The organism is Pseudomonas sp. LA5 (assembly GCF_028640825.1).
Classification (GTDB): Bacteria; Pseudomonadota; Gammaproteobacteria; order Pseudomonadales; family Pseudomonadaceae; genus Chryseomonas; species Chryseomonas aestiva.
The window spans coordinates 244,663-263,623 of record NZ_JAQYZY010000060.1 but is presented as its reverse complement, the minus strand read 5'-3'; the positions used below and the strand labels follow the sequence as shown (position 1 = coordinate 263,623).

Annotated in this window: 17 protein-coding genes; 11 read left to right on the top strand and 6 right to left on the bottom strand. The window is 67.4% G+C overall.

Annotation, left to right across the window (positions count from 1 at the left end; all coding sequences use genetic code 11):
• Complete coding sequence (locus tag PVZ72_RS23800) at positions 1 to 468, bottom strand: GNAT family N-acetyltransferase (RefSeq protein WP_337960395.1); 468 nt, start codon at positions 466 to 468, stop codon at positions 1 to 3.
• A 93-nt stretch (positions 469 to 561) separates the two neighbouring features.
• On the opposite strand from PVZ72_RS23800, the gene PVZ72_RS23795 reads away from it, so the two are divergent.
• Complete coding sequence (locus tag PVZ72_RS23795) at positions 562 to 1,467, top strand: alpha/beta fold hydrolase (protein WP_273863166.1); 906 nt, start codon at positions 562 to 564, stop codon at positions 1,465 to 1,467.
• 8 nt (positions 1,468 to 1,475) lie between these two features.
• Here PVZ72_RS23795 and rutR read toward each other — a convergent pair whose 3' ends face one another.
• Complete coding sequence (rutR, locus tag PVZ72_RS23790) at positions 1,476 to 2,156, bottom strand: HTH-type transcriptional regulator RutR (RefSeq protein WP_133862169.1); 681 nt, start codon at positions 2,154 to 2,156, stop codon at positions 1,476 to 1,478.
• Positions 2,157 to 2,522: 366 nt separating this feature from the next.
• Here rutR and rutA point away from each other — a divergent pair, with 366 nt between their 5' ends.
• The 5 genes from rutA to PVZ72_RS23765 all read left to right on the top strand — a co-directional run bounded on the left by rutA (position 2,523) and on the right by PVZ72_RS23765 (position 6,128).
• Entirely contained in the window at positions 2,523 to 3,611 is a 1,089-nt protein-coding gene (gene rutA, locus PVZ72_RS23785; RefSeq protein WP_273863165.1) for a pyrimidine utilization protein A, read from the top strand.
• The gene (gene rutB, locus PVZ72_RS23780) at positions 3,611 to 4,339 is read left to right on the top strand and encodes a pyrimidine utilization protein B (protein ID WP_273863164.1); all 729 of its coding nucleotides are present in this window, start codon (positions 3,611 to 3,613) and stop codon (positions 4,337 to 4,339) included. Before rutA ends, rutB begins: the two co-directional genes overlap by 1 nt.
• Positions 4,340 to 4,344: 5 nt before the next feature.
• On the top strand, positions 4,345 to 4,728 hold the full coding sequence (gene rutC / locus PVZ72_RS23775) for a pyrimidine utilization protein C (protein WP_017642623.1): 384 nt from the start codon (positions 4,345 to 4,347) through the stop codon (positions 4,726 to 4,728).
• 85 nt (positions 4,729 to 4,813) lie between these two features.
• Positions 4,814 to 5,599 (top strand): pyrimidine utilization protein D, encoded by a 786-nt coding sequence (gene rutD, locus PVZ72_RS23770; protein ID WP_273863163.1) that lies wholly within the window; start codon positions 4,814 to 4,816, stop codon positions 5,597 to 5,599.
• A 4-nt stretch (positions 5,600 to 5,603) separates the two neighbouring features.
• Complete coding sequence (locus PVZ72_RS23765; RefSeq protein WP_273863162.1) at positions 5,604 to 6,128, top strand: flavin reductase; 525 nt, start codon at positions 5,604 to 5,606, stop codon at positions 6,126 to 6,128.
• A 74-nt stretch (positions 6,129 to 6,202) separates the two neighbouring features.
• On the opposite strand, the gene cysZ is transcribed toward PVZ72_RS23765, so the two are convergent.
• Positions 6,203 to 6,955, bottom strand: coding sequence for a sulfate transporter CysZ (gene cysZ / locus PVZ72_RS23760; RefSeq protein ID WP_133862164.1), 753 nt, complete (start codon positions 6,953 to 6,955; stop codon positions 6,203 to 6,205).
• A 299-nt stretch (positions 6,956 to 7,254) separates the two neighbouring features.
• Here cysZ and trxB point away from each other — a divergent pair, with 299 nt between their 5' ends.
• Entirely contained in the window at positions 7,255 to 8,229 is a 975-nt protein-coding gene (gene trxB, locus PVZ72_RS23755) for a thioredoxin-disulfide reductase (protein ID WP_133862163.1), read from the top strand.
• A 207-nt stretch (positions 8,230 to 8,436) separates the two neighbouring features.
• On the opposite strand, the gene glyA is transcribed toward trxB, so the two are convergent.
• Both glyA and PVZ72_RS23745 read right to left on the bottom strand, forming a co-directional pair.
• Positions 8,437 to 9,690 (bottom strand): serine hydroxymethyltransferase, encoded by a 1,254-nt coding sequence (gene glyA, locus PVZ72_RS23750; protein ID WP_273863161.1) that lies wholly within the window; start codon positions 9,688 to 9,690, stop codon positions 8,437 to 8,439.
• Positions 9,691 to 9,813: 123 nt separating this feature from the next.
• Positions 9,814 to 14,007: a sensor domain-containing protein gene (locus tag PVZ72_RS23745; RefSeq protein ID WP_273863160.1), complete on the bottom strand. Its 4,194-nt coding sequence runs from the start codon at positions 14,005 to 14,007 to the stop codon at positions 9,814 to 9,816.
• 211 nt (positions 14,008 to 14,218) lie between these two features.
• Between PVZ72_RS23745 and ettA the strand changes: the two genes are divergently transcribed.
• Positions 14,219 to 15,883, top strand: a complete 1,665-nt coding sequence (gene ettA / locus PVZ72_RS23740) for an energy-dependent translational throttle protein EttA (protein ID WP_158893649.1) — start codon at positions 14,219 to 14,221, stop codon at positions 15,881 to 15,883.
• Between the two features lie 280 nt (positions 15,884 to 16,163).
• On the opposite strand, the gene PVZ72_RS23735 is transcribed toward ettA, so the two are convergent.
• Positions 16,164 to 16,592, bottom strand: a complete 429-nt coding sequence (locus PVZ72_RS23735) for a TOBE domain-containing protein (protein WP_273863159.1) — start codon at positions 16,590 to 16,592, stop codon at positions 16,164 to 16,166.
• Between the two features lie 95 nt (positions 16,593 to 16,687).
• On the opposite strand from PVZ72_RS23735, the gene PVZ72_RS23730 reads away from it, so the two are divergent.
• From PVZ72_RS23730 to modB, 3 genes are read left to right on the top strand one after another with little or no spacing between them, the layout of a single operon-like run.
• On the top strand, positions 16,688 to 17,500 hold the full coding sequence (locus tag PVZ72_RS23730; protein WP_273863158.1) for a TOBE domain-containing protein: 813 nt from the start codon (positions 16,688 to 16,690) through the stop codon (positions 17,498 to 17,500).
• A gap of 22 nt (positions 17,501 to 17,522) precedes the next feature.
• Positions 17,523 to 18,278, top strand: a complete 756-nt coding sequence (gene modA, locus PVZ72_RS23725; protein ID WP_187981149.1) for a molybdate ABC transporter substrate-binding protein — start codon at positions 17,523 to 17,525, stop codon at positions 18,276 to 18,278.
• 4 nt (positions 18,279 to 18,282) lie between these two features.
• Positions 18,283 to 18,960: a molybdate ABC transporter permease subunit gene (gene modB, locus PVZ72_RS23720; RefSeq protein ID WP_187981150.1), complete on the top strand. Its 678-nt coding sequence runs from the start codon at positions 18,283 to 18,285 to the stop codon at positions 18,958 to 18,960.
• The last annotated feature ends 1 nt before the right edge of the window (position 18,961 follow it).

The window sequence follows — 18,961 nt, the reverse complement described above, 5'->3', positions numbered from 1 at the left end:
TCATCCTGCCTTGAGCGTCTTGCGCAGGAAGTACCGCGCAAAGCCCGGCGGATAGTCCGCCAGTTCGCCGAACACCTCGTAGCCCAGGCGCTCGTAGAAGCCGCGGGCCTGGAATTCGTGGGTGTCGAGCCAGGCGCCGTGGCAGCCGCGGGCCAGGGCTTCGGCCTCGGCGCGCCGCAGCAACTCGCGGCCGGCGCCCTGGCCGCGAGCGGCTTCCTCCACCGCCAGCAACTGCACATAGAGCCAGCCATAGCTGGTGTAGCCCCAGAGTCCGCCGAGGGATTCGCCGCCACGGGTCAGGCTGATGACCAGGGCCCGGTAGCCGCTCGGGCCGGCCTGGCTGTCGTTGTAGCGTCTCAGCGGCGCGGCGATGGCCTGGCGCAGGTCTTCTCGCGCTTCGTCGGTCAGGTGGTAGTCCAGTGGCGCTGCGGGCATGGCGATGGTCTCTGGAAGGGTCTGCCCGAGCATAGCGCAGCACCGCTGCGTGACCGCCGGGTTCTGCCGCTTCCGCCGCGCCGGCCTTGGGGTAGCATGACCCTTTGCCTATTTCGCGGGGGAGCCATGGACATACGTGAAGGTCGCGCCCGGGTCGGTGCTCTCGAACTGGCCTATGAGGACTGGGGCGATCCCGCCGATCCGGCGCTGCTGCTGATCATGGGCTTTGGCGCCCAGTTGCTGCTCTGGCCGGAAGGCTTCTGCGAGGCCCTGGTGCGCCGGGGCCTGCGGGTGATCCGTTTCGACAATCGTGACGTCGGCCAGTCCTCGCGGCTGAGCTGGCCGGGTGGACGGCCGCCTTCGCTGTGGCCGGTGCTGGGGCGGGCGCAACTGGGCAAGCCCAGTGCGGTGCCCTATCGCCTGGAAGCCATGGCCGCCGATGCGGTCGGGCTGCTCGATCACCTGGGGCTGGAGCGCGCCTTCGTGCTGGGCGGCTCTATGGGCGGCATGATCGCGCAGATCCTCGCCGCCGACTGGCCGCAGCGGGTCGCGCGGCTGGGCATCCTGTTCTCGTCGACCAATCAGCCGCTGTTGCCGCCGCCCTCGTTCAGGCTGCTTGGCAGCCTGCTGCTGCGGCCGCCGGCCGATCTGCCGGCGGAAGCGGCGCTCGCCCGGCAGAAGGCCCTGCTGCGCGGCATCGAGAGCCCGCGCTATCGCCAGAGCGACGCCGAGCTCGAACGACTGGTGCAACGGATCCTGGCGCGCGGGGTGGATGTGGACGGGGTGCAGCGGCAGCTGTTCGCCCTGCTCGGCAGCGGCGATCTGCGGCCCTTTGCCCGGCGCATCCAGGCGCCGACCCTGGTGGTCCATGGGGCGCGGGATCCGCTGTTGCGTCCGGTCTGTGGCCGCGCCGTGGCCCGGACCATTCCCGGTGCCCGCTTCGAGTTGATACCCGACATGGCCCACGACCTGCCGGCGCCGCTCTGGCCGAGACTGAGCGAGCTGTTCGCCGACTTCTTCCTGGCGCCCTGAGCCGGGCTTCAGCCTCTGAGGCGCGGGCGCAGCCCGTCGATGAGCAGGGTTTCCAGGCCGCGCAGAACCTCGTCGAAGAAGGCTGGATCCTGCAGGGTACGGCCACAGAGTGCCTGCACCTGGACCCTGAAGTCCGCGTAGTGTTGGGTGGTGGCCCAGAGGCTGAACATCAGCTGATACGGATCCACCGGTGCCAGCCGGCCGGCATCGATCCAGGTACGGATCACCCGGGCCTTCTCGTCTATCAGGTCGTGCAGGCTGCCCTGCAATTCCGGCAGCAGCAGCGGCGCGCCCTGGACCATCTCCAGGCAGAACAGCCGGGACTCGGCGGGATAGTCGCGGGACATCTCCAGCTTATGGCGCAGATAGCCGCGCAGGGCGTCGAGGGGATCCTGGTCTTCGCTGAAGGTGCGCAGGGGACTCAGCCAGGTCGCCAGCAGCTGGCGCAGCACGGCGACATAGAGCTCTTCCTTGCTGCTGAAATAGTAGAGCAGGTTGGTCTTGGAGACGTCTGCCTGCAGGGCCACCTGATCCAGGCTGGCGCCGTGCAGGCCGAAGCGGGAAAAGATATCGAGCGCGGCGCCGAGGATCTGGGCGCGCTTGGCTTCTATCTGACGCTGCCGGCGTTGCTGGGCGGCAGGGCTGGGTTGACGCGGCTTGCGTGGCGGAGGATCACTGGCCTGACTCACGAACTGCTCCTTGGGCCTGCATGGACATCTGACGCGGACCGACCGCCGGACGAGCGGGAGGGACGGCTTCAGGCGCGGTCGTTGAGATTCGCACCTTCCTGGTGACGAATCGTCGGCGGATGCCAGAGGGTAGCGCGCCGGTTTCCAAACTCTAGCATGGCCCGACATCCTGCATGCCCCGGATTCGGGCGTCTTGCACAAACTAGGTGCTCTGATCTGGACCAAATGGTCTGGAGGTAATCTTGAATTCCATCCAAGTGCTTGATTGGTTTGAAATTTCAAGACTTGGCAAGCTTTCTGCTCCGATCCTGCAGCCATGGCGCATCTCGATGCGCCTCGATTCCTGACTGCGGGAGAGTGCGAGCGATGAACATCGGTGTCTTCATTCCCATCGGCAACAACGGCTGGCTGCTGTCGGAGAACGCGCCCCAGTACCGGCCCACCTTCGAGCTGAATCGCGAGATCGTGCAGCGCGCCGAGCACTACGGCTTCGACTTCGCCCTGTCGATGATCAAGCTGCGCGGCTTCGGCGGTAAGACCGAATTCTGGGACCACAACCTGGAGTCCTTTACCCTCATGGCCGGGCTGGCGGCGGTGACCTCGCGCATCAAGCTGTTCGCCACCGCCGCGACCCTGACCCTGCCGCCGGCCATCGTCGCGCGCATGGCCGCCACTATCGACTGCATTTCCGGTGGCCGCTTCGGCGTCAATCTGGTCACCGGCTGGCAGAAACCCGAATACAGCCAGATGGGGCTCTGGCCGGGGGATGAGTTCTTCGCCAGCCGCTATCAATACCTCGGTGAATACGCCCAGGTGCTGCGCGACCTCTGGGGCACCGGCCAGTCGGATTTCCAGGGCGCGCACTTCCGCATGGAGGACTGCCGGGTCAGTCCCCAACCCCAGGCGCCCATGGAGATCGTCTGCGCCGGAGCGAGCGACGCCGGCCTGGCCTTTGCCGCCGAACACGCCGATTACAGCTTCGTCTTCGGCAAGGGCGTCAACACGCCCAAGGCCTTCGCCCCGGCGGTGGAGCGGCTGCAGGCGGCCACCGCCAAGACCGGGCGCGAGGTCTCTTCCATCGCCCTGTTCATGATCATCGCCGCCGAGACCGACGAGGCCGCCCGCGCCAAGTGGGAGCACTACAAGGCCGGTGCCGACGAGGAGGCCATCGCCTGGCTGGGCGCCCAGGCCGCCGCCGACACCAAGTCCGGCAGCGACACCAATGTGCGGCAGATGGCCGATCCGACCTCGGCGGTCAACATCAACATGGGCACCCTGGTGGGTTCCTTCGCCAGCGTGGCGCGGATGCTCGACGAGATCGCCGAGGTGCCCGGGGCCAGCGGGGTGCTGCTGACCTTCGATGACTTCGTCCAGGGCGTGACCGACTTCGGCGAGCGCATCCAGCCGCTGATGCAGAGCCGCCGTCACGTCGACCTGTTCAAGGAGAGTGCCTGATGAATGCCGTGGAAACCCTGGCGGGCTATGCCTTGCCTGCGAGCGATACCGAAGCCCTGACCCTGCCGGCGCGTCCCGAACCGCTGCGGCTCAAGGCCAGCGAGACCGCCCTGATCGTGGTGGACATGCAGAACGCCTATGCCAGCCAGGGTGGCTACCTGGATCTGGCCGGTTTCGATGTCTCGGCCACCGGCCCGGTGATCGAGAACGTCGCCGCGGTGGTGGAGACCGCCCGCGGCGCGGGTATCCAGGTGGTCTGGTTCCAGAATGGCTGGGACCCGGAGTATCGCGAGGCGGGCGGGCCGGGTTCGCCCAACTGGCACAAGTCCAATGCCCTCAAGACCATGCGCAAGCGACCCGAATTGCAGGGGCAACTGCTGGCCAGGGGTGGCTGGGACTATGCCCTGGTCGACCGGCTGCAACCGGCGGCCGCGGACCTGGTGGTGCCCAAGACCCGCTACAGCGGCTTCTACAACACCCACCTGGACAGCCTGCTGCGCGCCCGTGGCATCCGCAATCTGGTGTTCGTCGGCGTGGCCACCAACGTCTGCGTGGAGTCGACCCTGAGGGACGGCTTCTTCCTCGAATACTTCGGCGTCTGCCTGCACGACGCCTGCCATCAGGCCGGGCCCCGTGCGGCCCACGAGGCCGCGCTGTTCAACATCGAGACCTTCTTCGGCTGGGTTGCCAGCTGCGCCGACTTCCACACCACCTTCGCCAAGGACTGAGCACCATGCCCAAGCAAGCCGTGATCCCAGCAGGTACCGGTACCCCCATCGCCCCCTTCGTGCCCGGCAGCCTGGCCGATGGCGTGCTCTATGTCTCCGGCACCCTGCCGTTCGATGCCCAGAACAACGTGGTCCATGTGGGCGACGCCGCCGCCCAGGCACGCCACGTGCTCACCACCATCCAGGGCGTGGTGGAGGCGGCTGGCGGCAGCATGGCCGACGTCACCTTCAACATGATCATGCTCACCGACTGGGCGAACTACGCCGCCATCAACGCGGTGTACGCCGAATTCTTTCCCGGCGAGAAGCCGGCGCGCTACTGCATCCAGTGCGGCCTGGTGAAGCCCGACGCCCTGATCGAGATCGCCAGCATCGCCCATGTCGGCTAGCTCCCGCTCCGTACCTACCCCCTCTCCCCTTGGGAGAGGGTTGGGGTGAGGGCCGCCTCAACCAACCAACCTTCAAGGACCGCCCATGCACTTCGAACTCCATGGCCGCCAGGACCCGGCGGCCGAGACCCTGCTGCTCAGCTCCGGGCTGGGCGGCGCCGGGGCCTTCTGGGCGCCGCAGCTGGCGGCCCTCGGCGAAAGATTCCGGGTGGTGGTCTACGACCAGACCGGCACCGGCAGCAGTCCGGCCGACCTGCCGGCGGACTATCGCATCCAGCATATGGCCGAGGACCTGCTGGCCCTGGCCGATCGCCTGGAACTGCGCGAGTGCCTGTTCATGGGCCATGCCCTGGGCGGTCTGGTGGGCCTGCAGGCCAGTCTGCTGCGTCCGGGCCTGATCCGCCGCCAGGTGCTGGTCAATGCCTGGAGCCGACCCAATGCGCATACCGCGCGCTGCTTCGCCCTGCGGCAGCGCCTGCTGCGCGACAGCGGCGCCGCGGCCTATGTCCAGGCCCAGGCGATCTTTCTCTATCCGGCCACCTGGATCGCCGAACACGGCGAGCGCCTGGCCGCCGACGAAGCCCATGCCCTGGCGCACTTCCCCGGCGAGGCCAATGTCCTGCGGCGTATCGGCGCGCTGCTGGCCTTCGACCTGGACGCCGAGCTGGCGCGCATCCCGGTGCCGACCCTGGTGCTGGCCAATCGCGACGATGTCCTGGTGCCCTGGACCTCGTCCCAGCAGCTGGCCGCGGGTCTGCCCTGGGCCAGCTTCCAGTTGCTGGAGTGGGGCGGCCACGCCTCCAGCGTCACCGATTCCGCCACCTTCGACCGGGTGGTGCTCGACTATCTCAGCCAAGATCTGGAGGCGTAACGCCATGTCCGTTGCCCATGCCTTGCCCCTGTCCGCCGCCAGCCCCGTCGCCCCGGTCGAACGCGACCTCTTCCGCGGGGCCATGGCGCGCCTGGGCGCCGCGGTCACCCTCGTCACCACCGATGGTCCGGCCGGCATGGCCGGCTTCACCGCCACCGCCGTGTGCAGCGTCAGCGATACCCCGCCGACCCTGCTGGTCTGCCTCAACCGCAGCGCCTCGGTGCACCCCGCCTTCAGTGCCAACTGCGTGCTCTGCGTCAACGTCCTGGCCGCCGGCCAGCAGGCGCTGGCCAACCTCTTCGGCGGCAAGACCGCCATGGCCGAACGCTTCGCCGCGGCGCGCTGGACCCGCCTCGCCACGGGGGCGCCGGTGCTGGACGGTGCCCTGGTGGCCTGCGACTGCCGCATCGCCGAGGTGCAGTCGGTGGGAAGCCACGACCTGCTGCTCTGCGAGGTGCTGGGGGTGGCCGAGCCGGGTGGCGAAGGCGGATTGCTGTACTTCGACCGGCGTTATCACGAGCTGGCTTAGCCAGGACTGCCGGACTTCGGTGCTGGCGCCGTCTCAGCGCCAACCTGCGTCAGAAAGTCCGACGAACCCGCTCCTCAGGCGCGCACCAGCAGCGCCTTGTCGCCCCCTTCACGCACCCAGAACAGCGTCGCCCCGGCCACGGCGGCGGGCATGAACAGGGCGTTCAGGCCGGGCACCAGCAGCGCCAGGTAGGTCACCCCGCCAAAGCCCAGGCAGCGCAGGCGGCGGGTGCGCAGCCAGGCGAGCATGCTGCGGAAATCCAGCTGGTGGTTGTCGGCGGGGAAGTCGATGTACTGCACCGCCATCATCCAGACGCCGAACAGGATCCACAGCGGCGCGGCGATCAGGTTCAGACCGGGGATGAAGGTCAGCACCAGCAGGCCCAGCGCACGCGGCAGGTAGTAGCCCAGCTTGCGCAGTTCACGCTGCAGGGTGCGCGGCACCATGGTGACCAGTTCGGCGAGATTGAACGGCGGGAAATCGTCCTGGCCGCGTACCATGACCTCGACCTTTTCCGCGAGAAAGCCGTTGAAGGGCGCCGCCACCAGGTTGGCCAGCATCGTGAAGGTAAAGAAGATGATCGCCAGCAGCAGGAGCACGAATAGTGGCCAGAGCAGCCATTCGACGAAGCTCGCCCAGGCCGGCAGGCTCGGCATCAGCTGCTCCAGCCAGCCCTCGAAGCCGCGCACGGCAAAGGTGAGGATGGCCGCGTAGAGCAGCAGGTTGATGGTGAGCGGGATGACCACGAAGCGGCGCATGCCGGGGCGAGTCACCAGGCGCAGCCCTTCGGCGAAATAGGCGGAGCCGGACAGCGGAGCGACAGCCATGAAGATTCCTGACGGGGAGCGGGAATGCACAGCTTACCTCAGGGCTCGATTGCCGCAGCGGTCGACATAGGCGCGCCCTATGGTCTGGATTTAGAATGGTCGCTTCTGTGGAGGGGCGGTACCCGTTAGGCTGAGCCCCATCCCTGGACCCGGTGTCCGCCTATCGGCGCCGGTCGCGCCGTCGCCAGGAGCGACCGGCGCTGCGGAACGGCTCCGCACGCACACCGGCCGGCATGCCCATGGGGCGCGCCGGCCTCTCTACTCTTAGGTCTGCCGGAGATCCCGGCAGGGAGAATGTCATGTCTGAAGCCAGCACCTCGCGCCATTCGCGCCTCATCATCCTCGGTTCCGGTCCGGCCGGTTACACGGCTGCGGTCTATGCCGCCCGCGCCAACCTCAAGCCGCTACTGATCACCGGCATGCAGATGGGTGGCCAGCTGACCACCACCACCGAGGTCGACAACTGGCCGGGCGATCCCCACGACCTGACCGGTCCGGCGCTGATGGAGCGGATGCGCGAGCACGCCGAGCGCTTCGAGACCGAGATCGTCTTCGACCACATCAATGCCGTGGACTTCGGTGGCAAGCCCTACACCCTCAAGGGTGACAGCGCCACCTACACCTGCGACGCCCTGATCATCGCCACCGGTGCCAGCGCCCGCTACCTGGGCCTGGCCAGCGAAGAAGCCTTCATGGGCAAGGGCGTGTCCGCCTGCGCCACCTGCGATGGCTTCTTCTATCGCAACCGCGAGGTGGCGGTGGTCGGCGGCGGCAACACCGCGGTCGAGGAAGCCCTGTACCTGGCCAACATCGCCAGCAAGGTGACCCTGATCCACCGCCGCGAGACCTTCCGCGCCGAGAAGATCCTGCAGGACAAGCTGCGCGCCCGGGTCGCCGAAGGCAAGATGGCGCTCAAGCTCAACGCCAGCGTCGACGAGGTGCTGGGTGACAACATGGGTGTCACCGGGGTACGGATCAAGAACAACGATGGCAGTACCGAAGAGCTGCAGGTGGCCGGTCTGTTCGTCGCCATCGGCCACACGCCGAACACTGGGCTGTTCGAAGGCCAGCTGGACAGCCACGACGGCTACCTGGTGGTGAAGGGCGGTCGCGAGGCCAATGCCACCGCCACCAACGTACCCGGCGTGTTCGCCGCCGGCGACGTGGCCGACCACACCTATCGCCAGGCCATCACCTCGGCCGGTGCCGGCTGCATGGCCGCCCTGGACGCCGAGCGCTACCTGGACGGCCTGGGCGATCTGCAGGTCCTCTGAGGCTGAGCAGCGTCTGACAAAGAAAACCCCGGCACTGGCCGGGGTTTTTCGTTTTCAGGGCCTTCCGGCGTGCGCCAGGGTCCGGCTTGGCGGCCTTGACGACCCTGCTGGAAATGCAGCGAGCCCCGGCCGATTGGTCGGGGCTCGTGGTTTGGGGTTTTCCCTCACCCCGGCCCTCTCCCAGGGGAGAGGGGGAAGGCGGACCTCTTACTTGCCGTATACCGGCAGGCGGGCGCAGACGGCCTGCACCTTCTCACGCACGGCGTCGATCACGGATTCGTCGCCCATGTTGCCGAGGATGTCGCAGATCCAGCCGGCCAGCTCGCGGCACTCGGTTTCCTGGAAGCCACGGGTGGTGACGGCCGGGGTGCCGATGCGCAGACCGGAGGTGACGAAGGGCGAGCGCGGATCGTTCGGCACCGAGTTCTTGTTCACGGTGATGAAGGCGCGACCCAGGGCGGCGTCCGCGTCCTTGCCGGTGATCTCCTGCTTGATCAGGCTGAGCAGGAACAGGTGGTTGTCGGTGCCGCCGGATACGACGTCGAAGCCGCGCTCGATGAACACGCCGGCCATGGCCTGGGCGTTCTTGATCACCTGCTGCTGGTAGGTCTTGAACTCGGGCTGCAGGGCTTCCTTGAAGCACACCGCCTTGCCGGCGATGACGTGCATCAGCGGACCTCCCTGGGCGCCGGGGAAGACCGCCGAGTTGAGCTTCTTCTCGATGGCTTCGTTGGCCTTGGCCAGGATCAGGCCGCCGCGCGGGCCGCGCAGGGTCTTGTGGGTAGTGCTGGTGACCACGTCGGCGAAGGGTACCGGGTTCGGATAGACACCGGCGGCGACCAGGCCGGCGAAGTGGGCCATGTCGACGAACAGGTAGGCACCCACGGCATCGGCGATGGCGCGGAAGCGGGCGAAGTCCAGCACCTGGGAATAGGCGGAGTAGCCGGCGACGATGACCTTGGGCTGGTGCTCGCGGGCCAGGCGCTCGACTTCGGCGTAGTCGATCAGGCCCTGCTCGTCGATGCCGTACTGCACGGCGTTGTACAGCTTGCCGGAGGAGGACACGGTAGCGCCGTGGGTCAGGTGACCGCCGTGAGCCAGGCTCATGCCGAGGATGGTGTCGCCGGCTTCGATCAGCGCCAGGTACACGGCCGAGTTGGCCTGGGAGCCGGAGTGCGGCTGGACGTTGGCGTAGTCGGCGCCGAACAGCTGCTTGGCGCGCTCGATGGCCAGCTGCTCGACCTTGTCGACATGCTCGCAGCCACCGTAGTAGCGCTTGCCCGGATAGCCTTCGGCGTACTTGTTGGTCAGCACGCTGCCCTGGGCTTCCATGACCGCCGGACTGGTGTAGTTTTCCGAAGCGATCAGCTCGATGTGATCTTCCTGACGCTGGGCTTCCTGCTGCATGGCGGCATACAGGTCGGCGTCGAAGCGGGCGAGGGTGGTTTCACGGCTGAACATGGCGGCAGGGTCCCCTGAGGCATGGCGAAGAGCGAGCCCGATCGGGCTCGTGAGGGGCGACATTCTACCCCATCGCGGGAACTCTGAGGTATGAGCGCCGGTCATGCGCCGCCGCCATCGGTCTCATGTCAGGACGGGGAACAGCCCCTGGTGCTCCAGCCGCTCGCGCAGCAGATCCGGCGGCAGCGGACGGTCGAAGAGGAAGCCCTGCACCTCGTCGCAGCCATGGAGGCGCAGGAATTCCAGTTGCGCCGGCTCCTCGACGCCCTCGGCGATCACCGAGAGATTGAGGCTGTGGGCCATGGCGATGATGGCCCGGGCGATCTGCGCATCCTGCTCGCCGTGGGGCAGGCCGTCGACGAAGCTGCGGTCGATCTTGAGGATGTCGATGGGGAACTGCTTGAGGTAGTTGAGCGAGGAATAGCCGGTGCCGAAGTCGTCGACCGCGATGCACAGGCCCAGGCTCTTGAGTTCGCCCAGCAGCTGCAGGGCCTCGCCGACGTCGCGCATCAGGATGCTTTCGGTCAGTTCCAGCTCCAGGCAGGCCGGCGCCAGGCCGGTCTCGGCGAGGATCTCGGCGATGCGCTGGCCGAGCTGGCCATCGCTGAACTGGCGGGCGGAGAGATTCACCGAGACCTTGGGAATGCGCACCCTGGCCGCGTGCCATTCGCGCATCTGCCGGCAGGCTTCGCGAATCACCCAGTCGCCGACCTGGACCACCAGGCCGATCTCTTCCAGCACCGGGATGAATTCCGCCGGCGAGACGTGGCCGCGCACCGGATGCTCCCAGCGCAGCAGGGCCTCGACCCCGGTCAGGCGCCGGTTGTCGCAACGGTACTGCGGCTGGTAGTGCAGGCGGAATTCACCCTGCAGCAGGGCGTGCCGCAGATCGGCTTCCAGTTCCAGGCGCTCCAGGGCGCGGGCGTTCATCTCGGCCTGGTAGAACTGGAAGTTGTTCTTGCCCATCTCCTTGGCGTGGTACATGGCGGTGTCGGCGTTCTTCATCAGCTGGCTGAGTTCATGGCCGTCCTGGGGCGAGAGGGCGATGCCGATGCTGGCGGAGACGAAGAATTCGCGGCCTTCGAGCACGAAGGCCTCGGACAGCTGGGAGAGGATCTGCTCGCCGACGCGGATTGCCTGGGCCAGGGCGACCTCGCGGCTTTCCAGACCGGACAGCAGCAGGGTGAATTCGTCGCCACCCATGCGCGCCACGCTGTCCTCGGTGCCGACGCAGGCGGTCAGGCGCATGGCCACGTCCTTGAGCAGGCGGTCGCCGGCGGCGTGGCCGAGGCTGTCGTTGATCGGCTTGAAGCGGTCGAGGTCGAGGAACATCAGCACCACCCAGCTGCCGTTGTGGCGGCTCTGCTGCAGGGCGTTGTGCAGGCGATCCTGGAACAGTGTGCGGTTGGGCAGCAGGGTCAGGGCGTCGTAGTAGGCCAGGCGGTGGATGCGCCTTTCGCTGGCCTTGCGCTCGCTGATGTCGACGAAGAAGCAGACATAGCTCATCAGGTCGCCGTCGTCGTCGCGGATGGCGGTGATGCCGACCCAGGACGGGTAGGGCTCGTTGTCCTGGCGGCGCTGCCAGAGTTCGCCTTCCCAGCTCTCCTGGGTGCGCAGCTGCTGCATCACGTGCTGCAGCTGGTTGGCTTCCTGCTTGTCCGCGCAGAGCATCATCGGCTGCTGGTCGAACACCTCTTCGGGACTGAAGCCGGTGATGCGGGTGAAGGTGCGGTTGACCCGCACGATGTAGCCGGCCGGGTCGGTGACCAGGATGGCGCCGGCGGAGTGGTCGAACACCGTGGCCGCCATGCGCATGTCCTTTTCCGTGCGGCGCTGGGCGGAGATGTCGCGGCAGATGCCGAGCAGACCGGCGAAGCGCTCGTGGTCGTCCCATAGCGGCTTGAGGCGCAGCTCGATCTGCAGGGTGTGGCCCTGGGCGTGCAGGCAGTCGAGCAACAGGGGCGCGAAGTGTTCCCGGCGCAACTCGGCCAGGGCGCGCGGATTGTCGAGGCTGCGCAGCAGCCGCTGCAGGGTGCGGCGCACCTCCTGCCACTGGCGCGAGTGCACCACCAGTTCGGCCAGGGTGCGTTGTTGCAGCTCGCCGACGGGATAGCCGAGCAATTCCTCCACCGAGGGACTGATGTAGTTGAGCACCAGCTGGGCGTCGGTGGTGAAGATGACGTCGCTGATGCTTTCCGCCAGCTGCCGGTAGCGATTCTCGCTTTCGCGCAGGCGCTCGCTGGCCCGCACCATGTCGGTGACATCCAGGGCCAGCCCGACCACGCTCGCTGCGGTGCCGTCCGCCGCACGGGCGAGGCGCTGCTCGCGCACGTCGAACCAGCGCCAGCCGCCGTTGCGGTGCTGCCAGCGCAAGAGGCTGCTGCTGGGCTGGTCGGAGAGCGTCGGCCGCATGCTCACCACCCGCTCGTGCAGTTCGAGGTCATCCGGGTGCAGGCGCGCGCGCCCGAGGCTGGCGAAGGCTTCCGGCGGATAGCCGAGCTTGAGGGCCAGCGAACGACTCTCGTAGGTCAGCTCGCCGCTGGCCACGTCATAGGTATAGAGGGTGTCGGGGATGGCGCTGATCAGATTCGACCAGAAGCTGTCGCGCTCGAGCAGGCGCAATTCGCCGAGCTTGCGCTGGGTGATGTCGTTGAGGCTGAGCAGGGTCGCGTCGAGGTGCCGGGGGTCGGCTGGCAGGTGCATGGTCAGCCAGAGGTGCCGTTCGCCCTCGGCAGTGCCGATGCAGGTCTCGAGTTCCAGTACCTGCTGGCCGGAGAGCAGGCCGGCCAGCAGGCGGTATCTCTTGCCACCGAGCTGGACGCGGGAGTCACCCACCAGCCGCGCCCAGGCCTGGTCGAGGTGCTCGATGCCGAGCATTTCCAGGGCGCGCTGGTTGATCTCGGTGATGCGCACCTGGCGGCCCAGGCTGTCCAGGACTTCGGGCTCGCGGGCGAACAGCTCCGCCAGTTGCTCGGGGCGCTCCAGGCCGAGGGCCTGCATGTGCGGCTGGACGGCGCTCAGATCCACCACGCAGATGCCGGTGTGCACCCCGTTGAAGATGCTTTCGTAGCGCTGCCGGGTGGTCTGGATGGTCTCCAGGTTGCGCTGCTGTTCGGTGACGTCGCGCAAGACCCAGACGAAGCCGTCCTGGGTCTGGGTGCGGTCGCGCAGGACCCGGGCACTGGGCTGGCTGTCCGCCAGGGCGTGGCAGCTGACCGCGAAGCGCCGCGGTTGGCCTTCCACCGCCAGGGTGACCAGGGCGCCGCTGTCACGCTCGGCGGCCGTCAGGGCAACCAGCTCGGGCAGCAGGCTGGCGAGGAAGAATTGCTGGGCGTCATTGGCGGCGATGCCCAGCAGCCGCGCGGCGGTGGCGTTGACATGCACCAGGCGACCGTCGGCCTGGGTCATGCAGACGGCTTCCTCGATCCCGTTGAGCGCGATGCCGGCCAGGCGCAGGCCGCGTCGCGAGGCGAGGGTCAGGGCGCGCAGGCCACGTTCTTCGCGCAACAGCAAATAGAGCAGGATGACGGCCACCAGGCCGGACAGGCTGAACAGCGCCAGGCGGCCGAAGGAGGCCCCCAGCAGCGTGGTGCCCATGTCTTCGGCGGGATGGCTGCCCACCACCTGCCAGTTGCTGTAGGCCAGTTCCTGGCGTACCTCGTCGATGCTGTTCGCCGCCGGGGCTTCTCCGCCGCGGAATAGCAGGGTGCCCTGAGAGCGATCTTCCAGGCGCCAGTCGAGGCCGGACGGTACCCGGGTCGGCCGCCACAGGGGTTCGAGCAGGGGGGCGCTGGTCAGCACCCACCAGCCGTTCTGCAGTTGCGGATCGCCGGCCAGCAGCACATAGAGGGGCGCGGCGGTGGCCTGAGCGTTGTAGCCATAACGGAAGTCGGCCTGGCCGGCGCGCGCGATCAGTTGCTGGATGAAGGCGGCGTCCGGCGTATCGCCCAGGCGCGCACTGCGTAGGTTGGCGTTGGCCGGCAGCCAGCGCACCTGTTGCAGTCCGGGAAAGAAGTCCTTGAGGCCCAGCAGCAGATTGGGCGCCAGCGGCAGGGTGGGGTCCAGCGACCAGCGCAGGGTGCTGCGCACCGCCTGGGCCTTGAGCGCCAGCCCGAATTCGACGGTGTTGGCCAGCTGTCGGGTCAGGCCATCCAGCTGTTCGCGCCGCAGCGTCTCGCGCTCGGCCACGCTGGCGAGGGCCTGCCAGAACATCAGGGCCAGCATGGCCACCAGCGAGAGGATCAGCAGACCGCGGGTCAGGCGTCGCGAAGCGGGGGCGAGCGGCTCTTCCGGCAGCGAGGAGGGCGGGCTGTTCACGACGGACTGCGTTCCTGCAGAGGCGATGGCCGTTCGGCTGCGCCCGATTCCGCGGGGCAGGGATGGCCTATGATAAGGGACCGGACGGTGTCTCCGCCGGTTTTTTCCGCGTGATCAGCACCGGCGCTTTCGTCGCGCGGGGTTTCGACAGCGTTCGCTGCTGACGCCATACTGTGTCCCCTGTTTTTCATTCCGGTCCCAAGGTCCCACCATGGCTCAATACGTCTACACCATGCACCGGGTCGGCAAGGTCGTGCCGCCCAAGCGTGAAATCCTCAAGAACATCTCCCTGTCGTTCTTTCCCGGCGCCAAGATCGGCGTGCTCGGTCTGAACGGTGCGGGTAAATCGACGCTGCTGCGCATCATGGCCGGCGTCGATACCGAGATCGAAGGTGAAGCGCGGCCGATGCCCGGTATCAATGTGGGTTATCTGCCGCAGGAACCGAAACTTGATCCCGAGCAGACAGTTCGTGACGTGGTCGAGGAAGCGGTCGGTCAGATCAAGCAGGCCCAGGCCCGGCTGGACGAGGTCTATGCCGCCTACGCCGAGCCGGATGCCGACTTCGACGCCCTGGCCGCCGAGCAGGCCAAGCTGGAAGCCATCCTCCAGGCCGCCGACGGCCACAACCTGGAGCGCCAGCTGGAAGTCGCCGCCGATGCCCTGCGCCTGCCGGCCTGGGACGCCAAGGTCGGCGTGCTTTCCGGTGGCGAGAAGCGGCGCGTGGCGCTGTGTCGCCTGCTGCTGTCGGCCCCCGACATGCTGCTGCTGGACGAACCCACCAACCACCTGGACGCCGACTCGGTGGCCTGGCTGGAGCACTTCCTCCACGACTTCCCCGGGACCGTGGTGGCCATCACCCACGACCGCTACTTCCTCGACAACGTCGCCGGCTGGATCCTGGAACTGGACCGCGGCCAGGGCATCCCCTTCGAGGGCAACTACTCCGGCTGGTTGGAATCCAAGGCCGCGCGCCTGACCCAGGAAGCCAAGCAGGAAGCCGCCCACGCCAAGGCCATGAAGGCCGAACTGGAATGGGTACGCTCCGGTGCCAAGGCCCGCCAGTCCAAGTCCAAGGCCCGCCTGCAGCGCTTTGAGGAAATGCAGTCCCAGGAATTCCAGAAGCGCAGCGAGACCAACGAGATCTATATCCCCGCCGGTCAGCGCCTGGGCGACAAGGTCATCGAGTTCAAGAACGTCAGCAAGGGCTATGGTGATCGCCTGCTGATCGACGACCTGAGCTTCGTGGTGCCCAAGGGCGCCATCGTCGGCGTCATCGGCGGCAACGGCGCCGGCAAGTCGACCCTGTTCCGCATGATCATGGGCAAGGAGCAGCCGGACGCCGGCAGCATCGAGATCGGCGATACCGTGCAACTGGCCAGCGTCGATCAGAGCCGCGAGAATCTGTCCGACACCAAGACCGTCTGGGAGCAGGTCTCCGACGGCTCCGACGTGATCAAGATCGGCAACTACGAGGTGCCTTCGCGCAGCTACGTGGGTCGCTTCAACTTCAAGGGCGCCGACCAGCAGAAGTTCGTCAAGGACCTCTCCGGCGGTGAGCGCGGTCGTTTGCACCTGGCGCTGACCCTCAAGCAGGGCGGCAACGTGCTGCTGCTGGACGAACCCTCCAACGACCTGGACGTGGAAACCCTGCGCGCCCTGGAAGACGCCCTGCTGGACTTCCCCGGCGCGGCCATCGTGATCTCCCACGATCGCTGGTTCCTCGACCGCATCGCCACCCACATCCTCTCCTACGAGGACGATTCCAACGTGGTGTTCTTCGAAGGCAACTACACCGAGTACGAAGCCGATCGCAAGAAGCGCCTGGGCGAGGCCGCGGCCCAGCCCAAGCGGGTCAAGTACAAGAAGCTGGCCTAAAAAGCTCTCCACGATCTGCTGCGCGTCGGCCAAACGGCGTTGAAAATGCCCTGGGTGGCCAGCCCCGTCGGAATGCTCATTTACCGGTGTGGGCTCCGCTTCCTCAGGGGTTTTCGCAGGGCCGCCTAGGCCTTGTTTGTCTCTAGCTCGCGAGATCGTGAATAGCTTCTCAAGCGCCAAGCGAAACGCCGGCAGGGAAACCTGCCGGCGTTTTCTTTTGTCTCACGCTATATACTTTAGGCTATAACGCCCTGGCGGATCGGATCCGCCGCCCCCAGGATCAGGCCGGGACCCCCAGGATCACATGAGACGCCTTGAACACCGCCGTAGCGGCCACGCCCGGTGCCAGCTGCAGCTCCTGCACCGCGTCACGGGTGACCATGGCCACCACGCGGCTGCCACCGGGCAGGGCGATGACCACCTCGGCGTTGACCGCGCCATCGCTGATGCTCTCCACGGTTCCGGCCAGGCAGTTGCGCGCCGACAGGCGCAGTCCGCTATCGGCGCTCATCACCATCACCCAGGGCGCCTTGACCAGGGCCACCGCCGACGTGCCCGGCGCCAGCTCCAGGCTCTTCACGCTGTCCAGGGTAACCACGGCCACCAGCTCGGTACCGCCGGTCAGGGTAAGGGTCACCTCTGCATTCACCGCGCCTTCGCGCATCTGGCTGACGGTTCCCGGGAAGACATTGCGGGCACTGACCTTCATTGGATATCGCTCCTGAACGTTGGGGAAGAGGCAGGGGGCGCCACTCTAGGTCGGAGCGTTGTAGTCATACAACCCGGACGCCGGGAGTCCCTGACATGAGCGCCTCGCCCTTCATTGCCCATCTGTCGCTGGAAAGCAGTGTCGGCGCCGAGCTGACCCAGACCCGCATTCGTCTGCTGGAGGCCATCGCCGCCACCGGCTCCATCAGCCAGGCGGCCAAGCGGGTGCCACTGTCCTACAAGGCGGCCTGGGACGCGGTGGACCAGATCAACAACCTCTCCGCCCAGCCCCTGGTCGCCCGCAGCACGGGGGGTAGCGGTGGCGGCGGCACCCGGCTGACCGCCTATGGCCAGCGGGTGGTGGCCTTCTATCGGGCGCTGGAGCAGCACTACCAGAACACTTTGGACCAGGTGGCGGCCGGACTGGACGAGGCCAGTCGCACCGAAGTGGCCGATTTTCGCCAGTTGCTGCTCAACCTCAACTGGCGCAGCAGCGCCCGCAACCAGTTTTCCGGCGTGGTCGAGGCGCTCGAACAGGGCGATGTGGAAAGCGCCGTGGTGCTGTGCCTGGACGATGCCACGCGACTCACTGCCCTGGTCACCCGCGACAGCGCCGCGCAGCTCGGCCTGGCGCCAGGTCGCGCCGTGGTGGCCCTGGTCAAGGCTTCGGCAGTGCTGATCGGCACCGATCCGGGGCTGCGCCTGTCGGCGCAGAATCTGTGGTGGGGAGAGGTCGAGCGCGTCCATGAGGGACCGATCAACCACGAGGTGGTGCTGGCGCTACCGGCCGGTCGCCGCGTCACCGCCACCCTGACCGCCACTAGCAGTCGCCAGCTGGGACTCGTCCCGGGCCTGGCCGCCTGCGCCTGTTTCAGCGCCGCCAGCGTCCTGCTGATGAGCGCATCCTGACCATCCCAAGGAGCCCGATCCGATGACCACCAGCCGTTCCCGCCTGTTGCTTTCCCTGCTCACCGCGACGCTGGCCGCGCCCGCCCTGGCCGACGAGGTCCAGGTGGCCGTGGCCGCCAATTTCAGCGCACCGCTCAAGGCCATCGGCGAGCAGTTCACCCGGGACACCGGCCATCAGCTGGTGATTTCCAGCGGCGCCACCGGTCAGCTCTACACCCAGATCAGGAATGGCGCCCCCTTTGCGGTCTTCCTCTCCGCCGACGACAGCACCCCGGCCAAGCTGGAAAGCGAGGGCGCGGCGGTCAAGGGCTCGCGCTTCACCTATGCCATCGGCACCCTGGCGCTCTGGTCGCCCAGGACCGGCTACGTGGACAGCGAAGGCGCGGTGCTCAAGCAGAACGCCTTCGCCCACCTGGCCGTGGCCAATCCCAAGACCGCGCCCTATGGCCTGGCCGCCACCCAGGTGCTGGCTAAGCTGGGCCTGACCGAGGCGGTCGCGGCCAAGCGGGTGGAAGGTCAGAACATCACCCAGACCTACCAGTTCGTCGCCACCGGCAATGCCGAGCTGGGTTTCGTTGCCCTGTCGCAGATCTATCAGGACGGCAAGGTCAAGGAAGGCTCGGCCTGGATCGTACCGGCCGAGCTCTATGCGCCGATTCGCCAGGACGCCGTGTTGCTGGACAAGGGCCAGGATCAGCCGGCAGCCAAGGCGCTGCTGGCCTATCTCAAGGGACCCCAGGCGGCCACGGTGCTCAAGGCCTACGGCTACCGGCAGTGATCCCATGAGCCTGAGCGCGGCGGACTGGGCGGCGATCCGCCTGACCCTGGAACTGGCCAGCGTGACCACGCTGCTGCTGCTGGTGCTGGGTACGCCCCTCGCCTGGTGGCTGGCGCGCACCCGCTCCTGGCTCAAGGGGCCGGTCGGTGCCCTGGTGGCCCTGCCGCTGGTGCTACCGCCCACGGTGATCGGCTTCTACCTGCTGCTGGCCATGGGGCCGGAGGGCTGGGTGGGACAGGCGACCTCGGCCCTGGGGCTGGGGCGGTTGCCCTTCACCTTCGCCGGGCTGGTGGTGGGCTCGCTGTGCTATTCGCTGCCCTTCGTGGTGCAGCCGCTGCAGAACGCCTTCGAGGCCATCGGTCCGCGTCCCCTGGAGGCCGCGGCCACCCTGAGGGCCAGTCCCCTGGATACCTTCTTCCACGTGGTGCTGCCGCTGGCGCGGCCGGGCTTCGTCACCGCCGCCATCCTCGGCTTTGCCCATACCGTGGGCGAATTCGGCGTGGTGCTGATGATCGGCGGCAACATTCCCGGGCGGACCCAGGTGGTCTCCACCCAGATCTTCAATCACGTGGAAGCCATGGAGTATCCCCAGGCGCATCTCCTGGCCGGCGGCATGCTGGCCTTTTCCTTCGTGATCCTCCTGCTGCTCTATGGCCGCCGCGGGCGGTCGGCCTGGACATGAG

What these genes read in the sequence shown, in the direction of transcription:
- PVZ72_RS23800 (WP_337960395.1), bottom strand. Translation starts at nt 468, where the DNA reads ATGCTCGGGCAGACCCTTCCAGAGACCATCGCCATGCCCGCAGCGCCA.
- PVZ72_RS23730 (WP_273863158.1), top strand. Translation starts at nt 16,688, where the DNA reads ATGAGCGCCTCGCCCTTCATTGCCCATCTGTCGCTGGAAAGCAGTGTC.
- PVZ72_RS23765 (WP_273863162.1), top strand. Translation starts at nt 5,604, where the DNA reads ATGTCCGTTGCCCATGCCTTGCCCCTGTCCGCCGCCAGCCCCGTCGCC.
- rutC (WP_017642623.1), top strand. Translation starts at nt 4,345, where the DNA reads ATGCCCAAGCAAGCCGTGATCCCAGCAGGTACCGGTACCCCCATCGCC.
- ettA (WP_158893649.1), top strand. Translation starts at nt 14,219, where the DNA reads ATGGCTCAATACGTCTACACCATGCACCGGGTCGGCAAGGTCGTGCCG.
- cysZ (WP_133862164.1), bottom strand. Translation starts at nt 6,955, where the DNA reads ATGGCTGTCGCTCCGCTGTCCGGCTCCGCCTATTTCGCCGAAGGGCTG.
- modB (WP_187981150.1), top strand. Translation starts at nt 18,283, where the DNA reads ATGAGCCTGAGCGCGGCGGACTGGGCGGCGATCCGCCTGACCCTGGAA.
- PVZ72_RS23735 (WP_273863159.1), bottom strand. Translation starts at nt 16,592, where the DNA reads ATGAAGGTCAGTGCCCGCAATGTCTTCCCGGGAACCGTCAGCCAGATG.
- PVZ72_RS23795 (WP_273863166.1), top strand. Translation starts at nt 562, where the DNA reads ATGGACATACGTGAAGGTCGCGCCCGGGTCGGTGCTCTCGAACTGGCC.
- rutA (WP_273863165.1), top strand. Translation starts at nt 2,523, where the DNA reads ATGAACATCGGTGTCTTCATTCCCATCGGCAACAACGGCTGGCTGCTG.
- rutD (WP_273863163.1), top strand. Translation starts at nt 4,814, where the DNA reads ATGCACTTCGAACTCCATGGCCGCCAGGACCCGGCGGCCGAGACCCTG.
- modA (WP_187981149.1), top strand. Translation starts at nt 17,523, where the DNA reads ATGACCACCAGCCGTTCCCGCCTGTTGCTTTCCCTGCTCACCGCGACG.
- rutB (WP_273863164.1), top strand. Translation starts at nt 3,611, where the DNA reads ATGAATGCCGTGGAAACCCTGGCGGGCTATGCCTTGCCTGCGAGCGAT.
- trxB (WP_133862163.1), top strand. Translation starts at nt 7,255, where the DNA reads ATGTCTGAAGCCAGCACCTCGCGCCATTCGCGCCTCATCATCCTCGGT.
- glyA (WP_273863161.1), bottom strand. Translation starts at nt 9,690, where the DNA reads ATGTTCAGCCGTGAAACCACCCTCGCCCGCTTCGACGCCGACCTGTAT.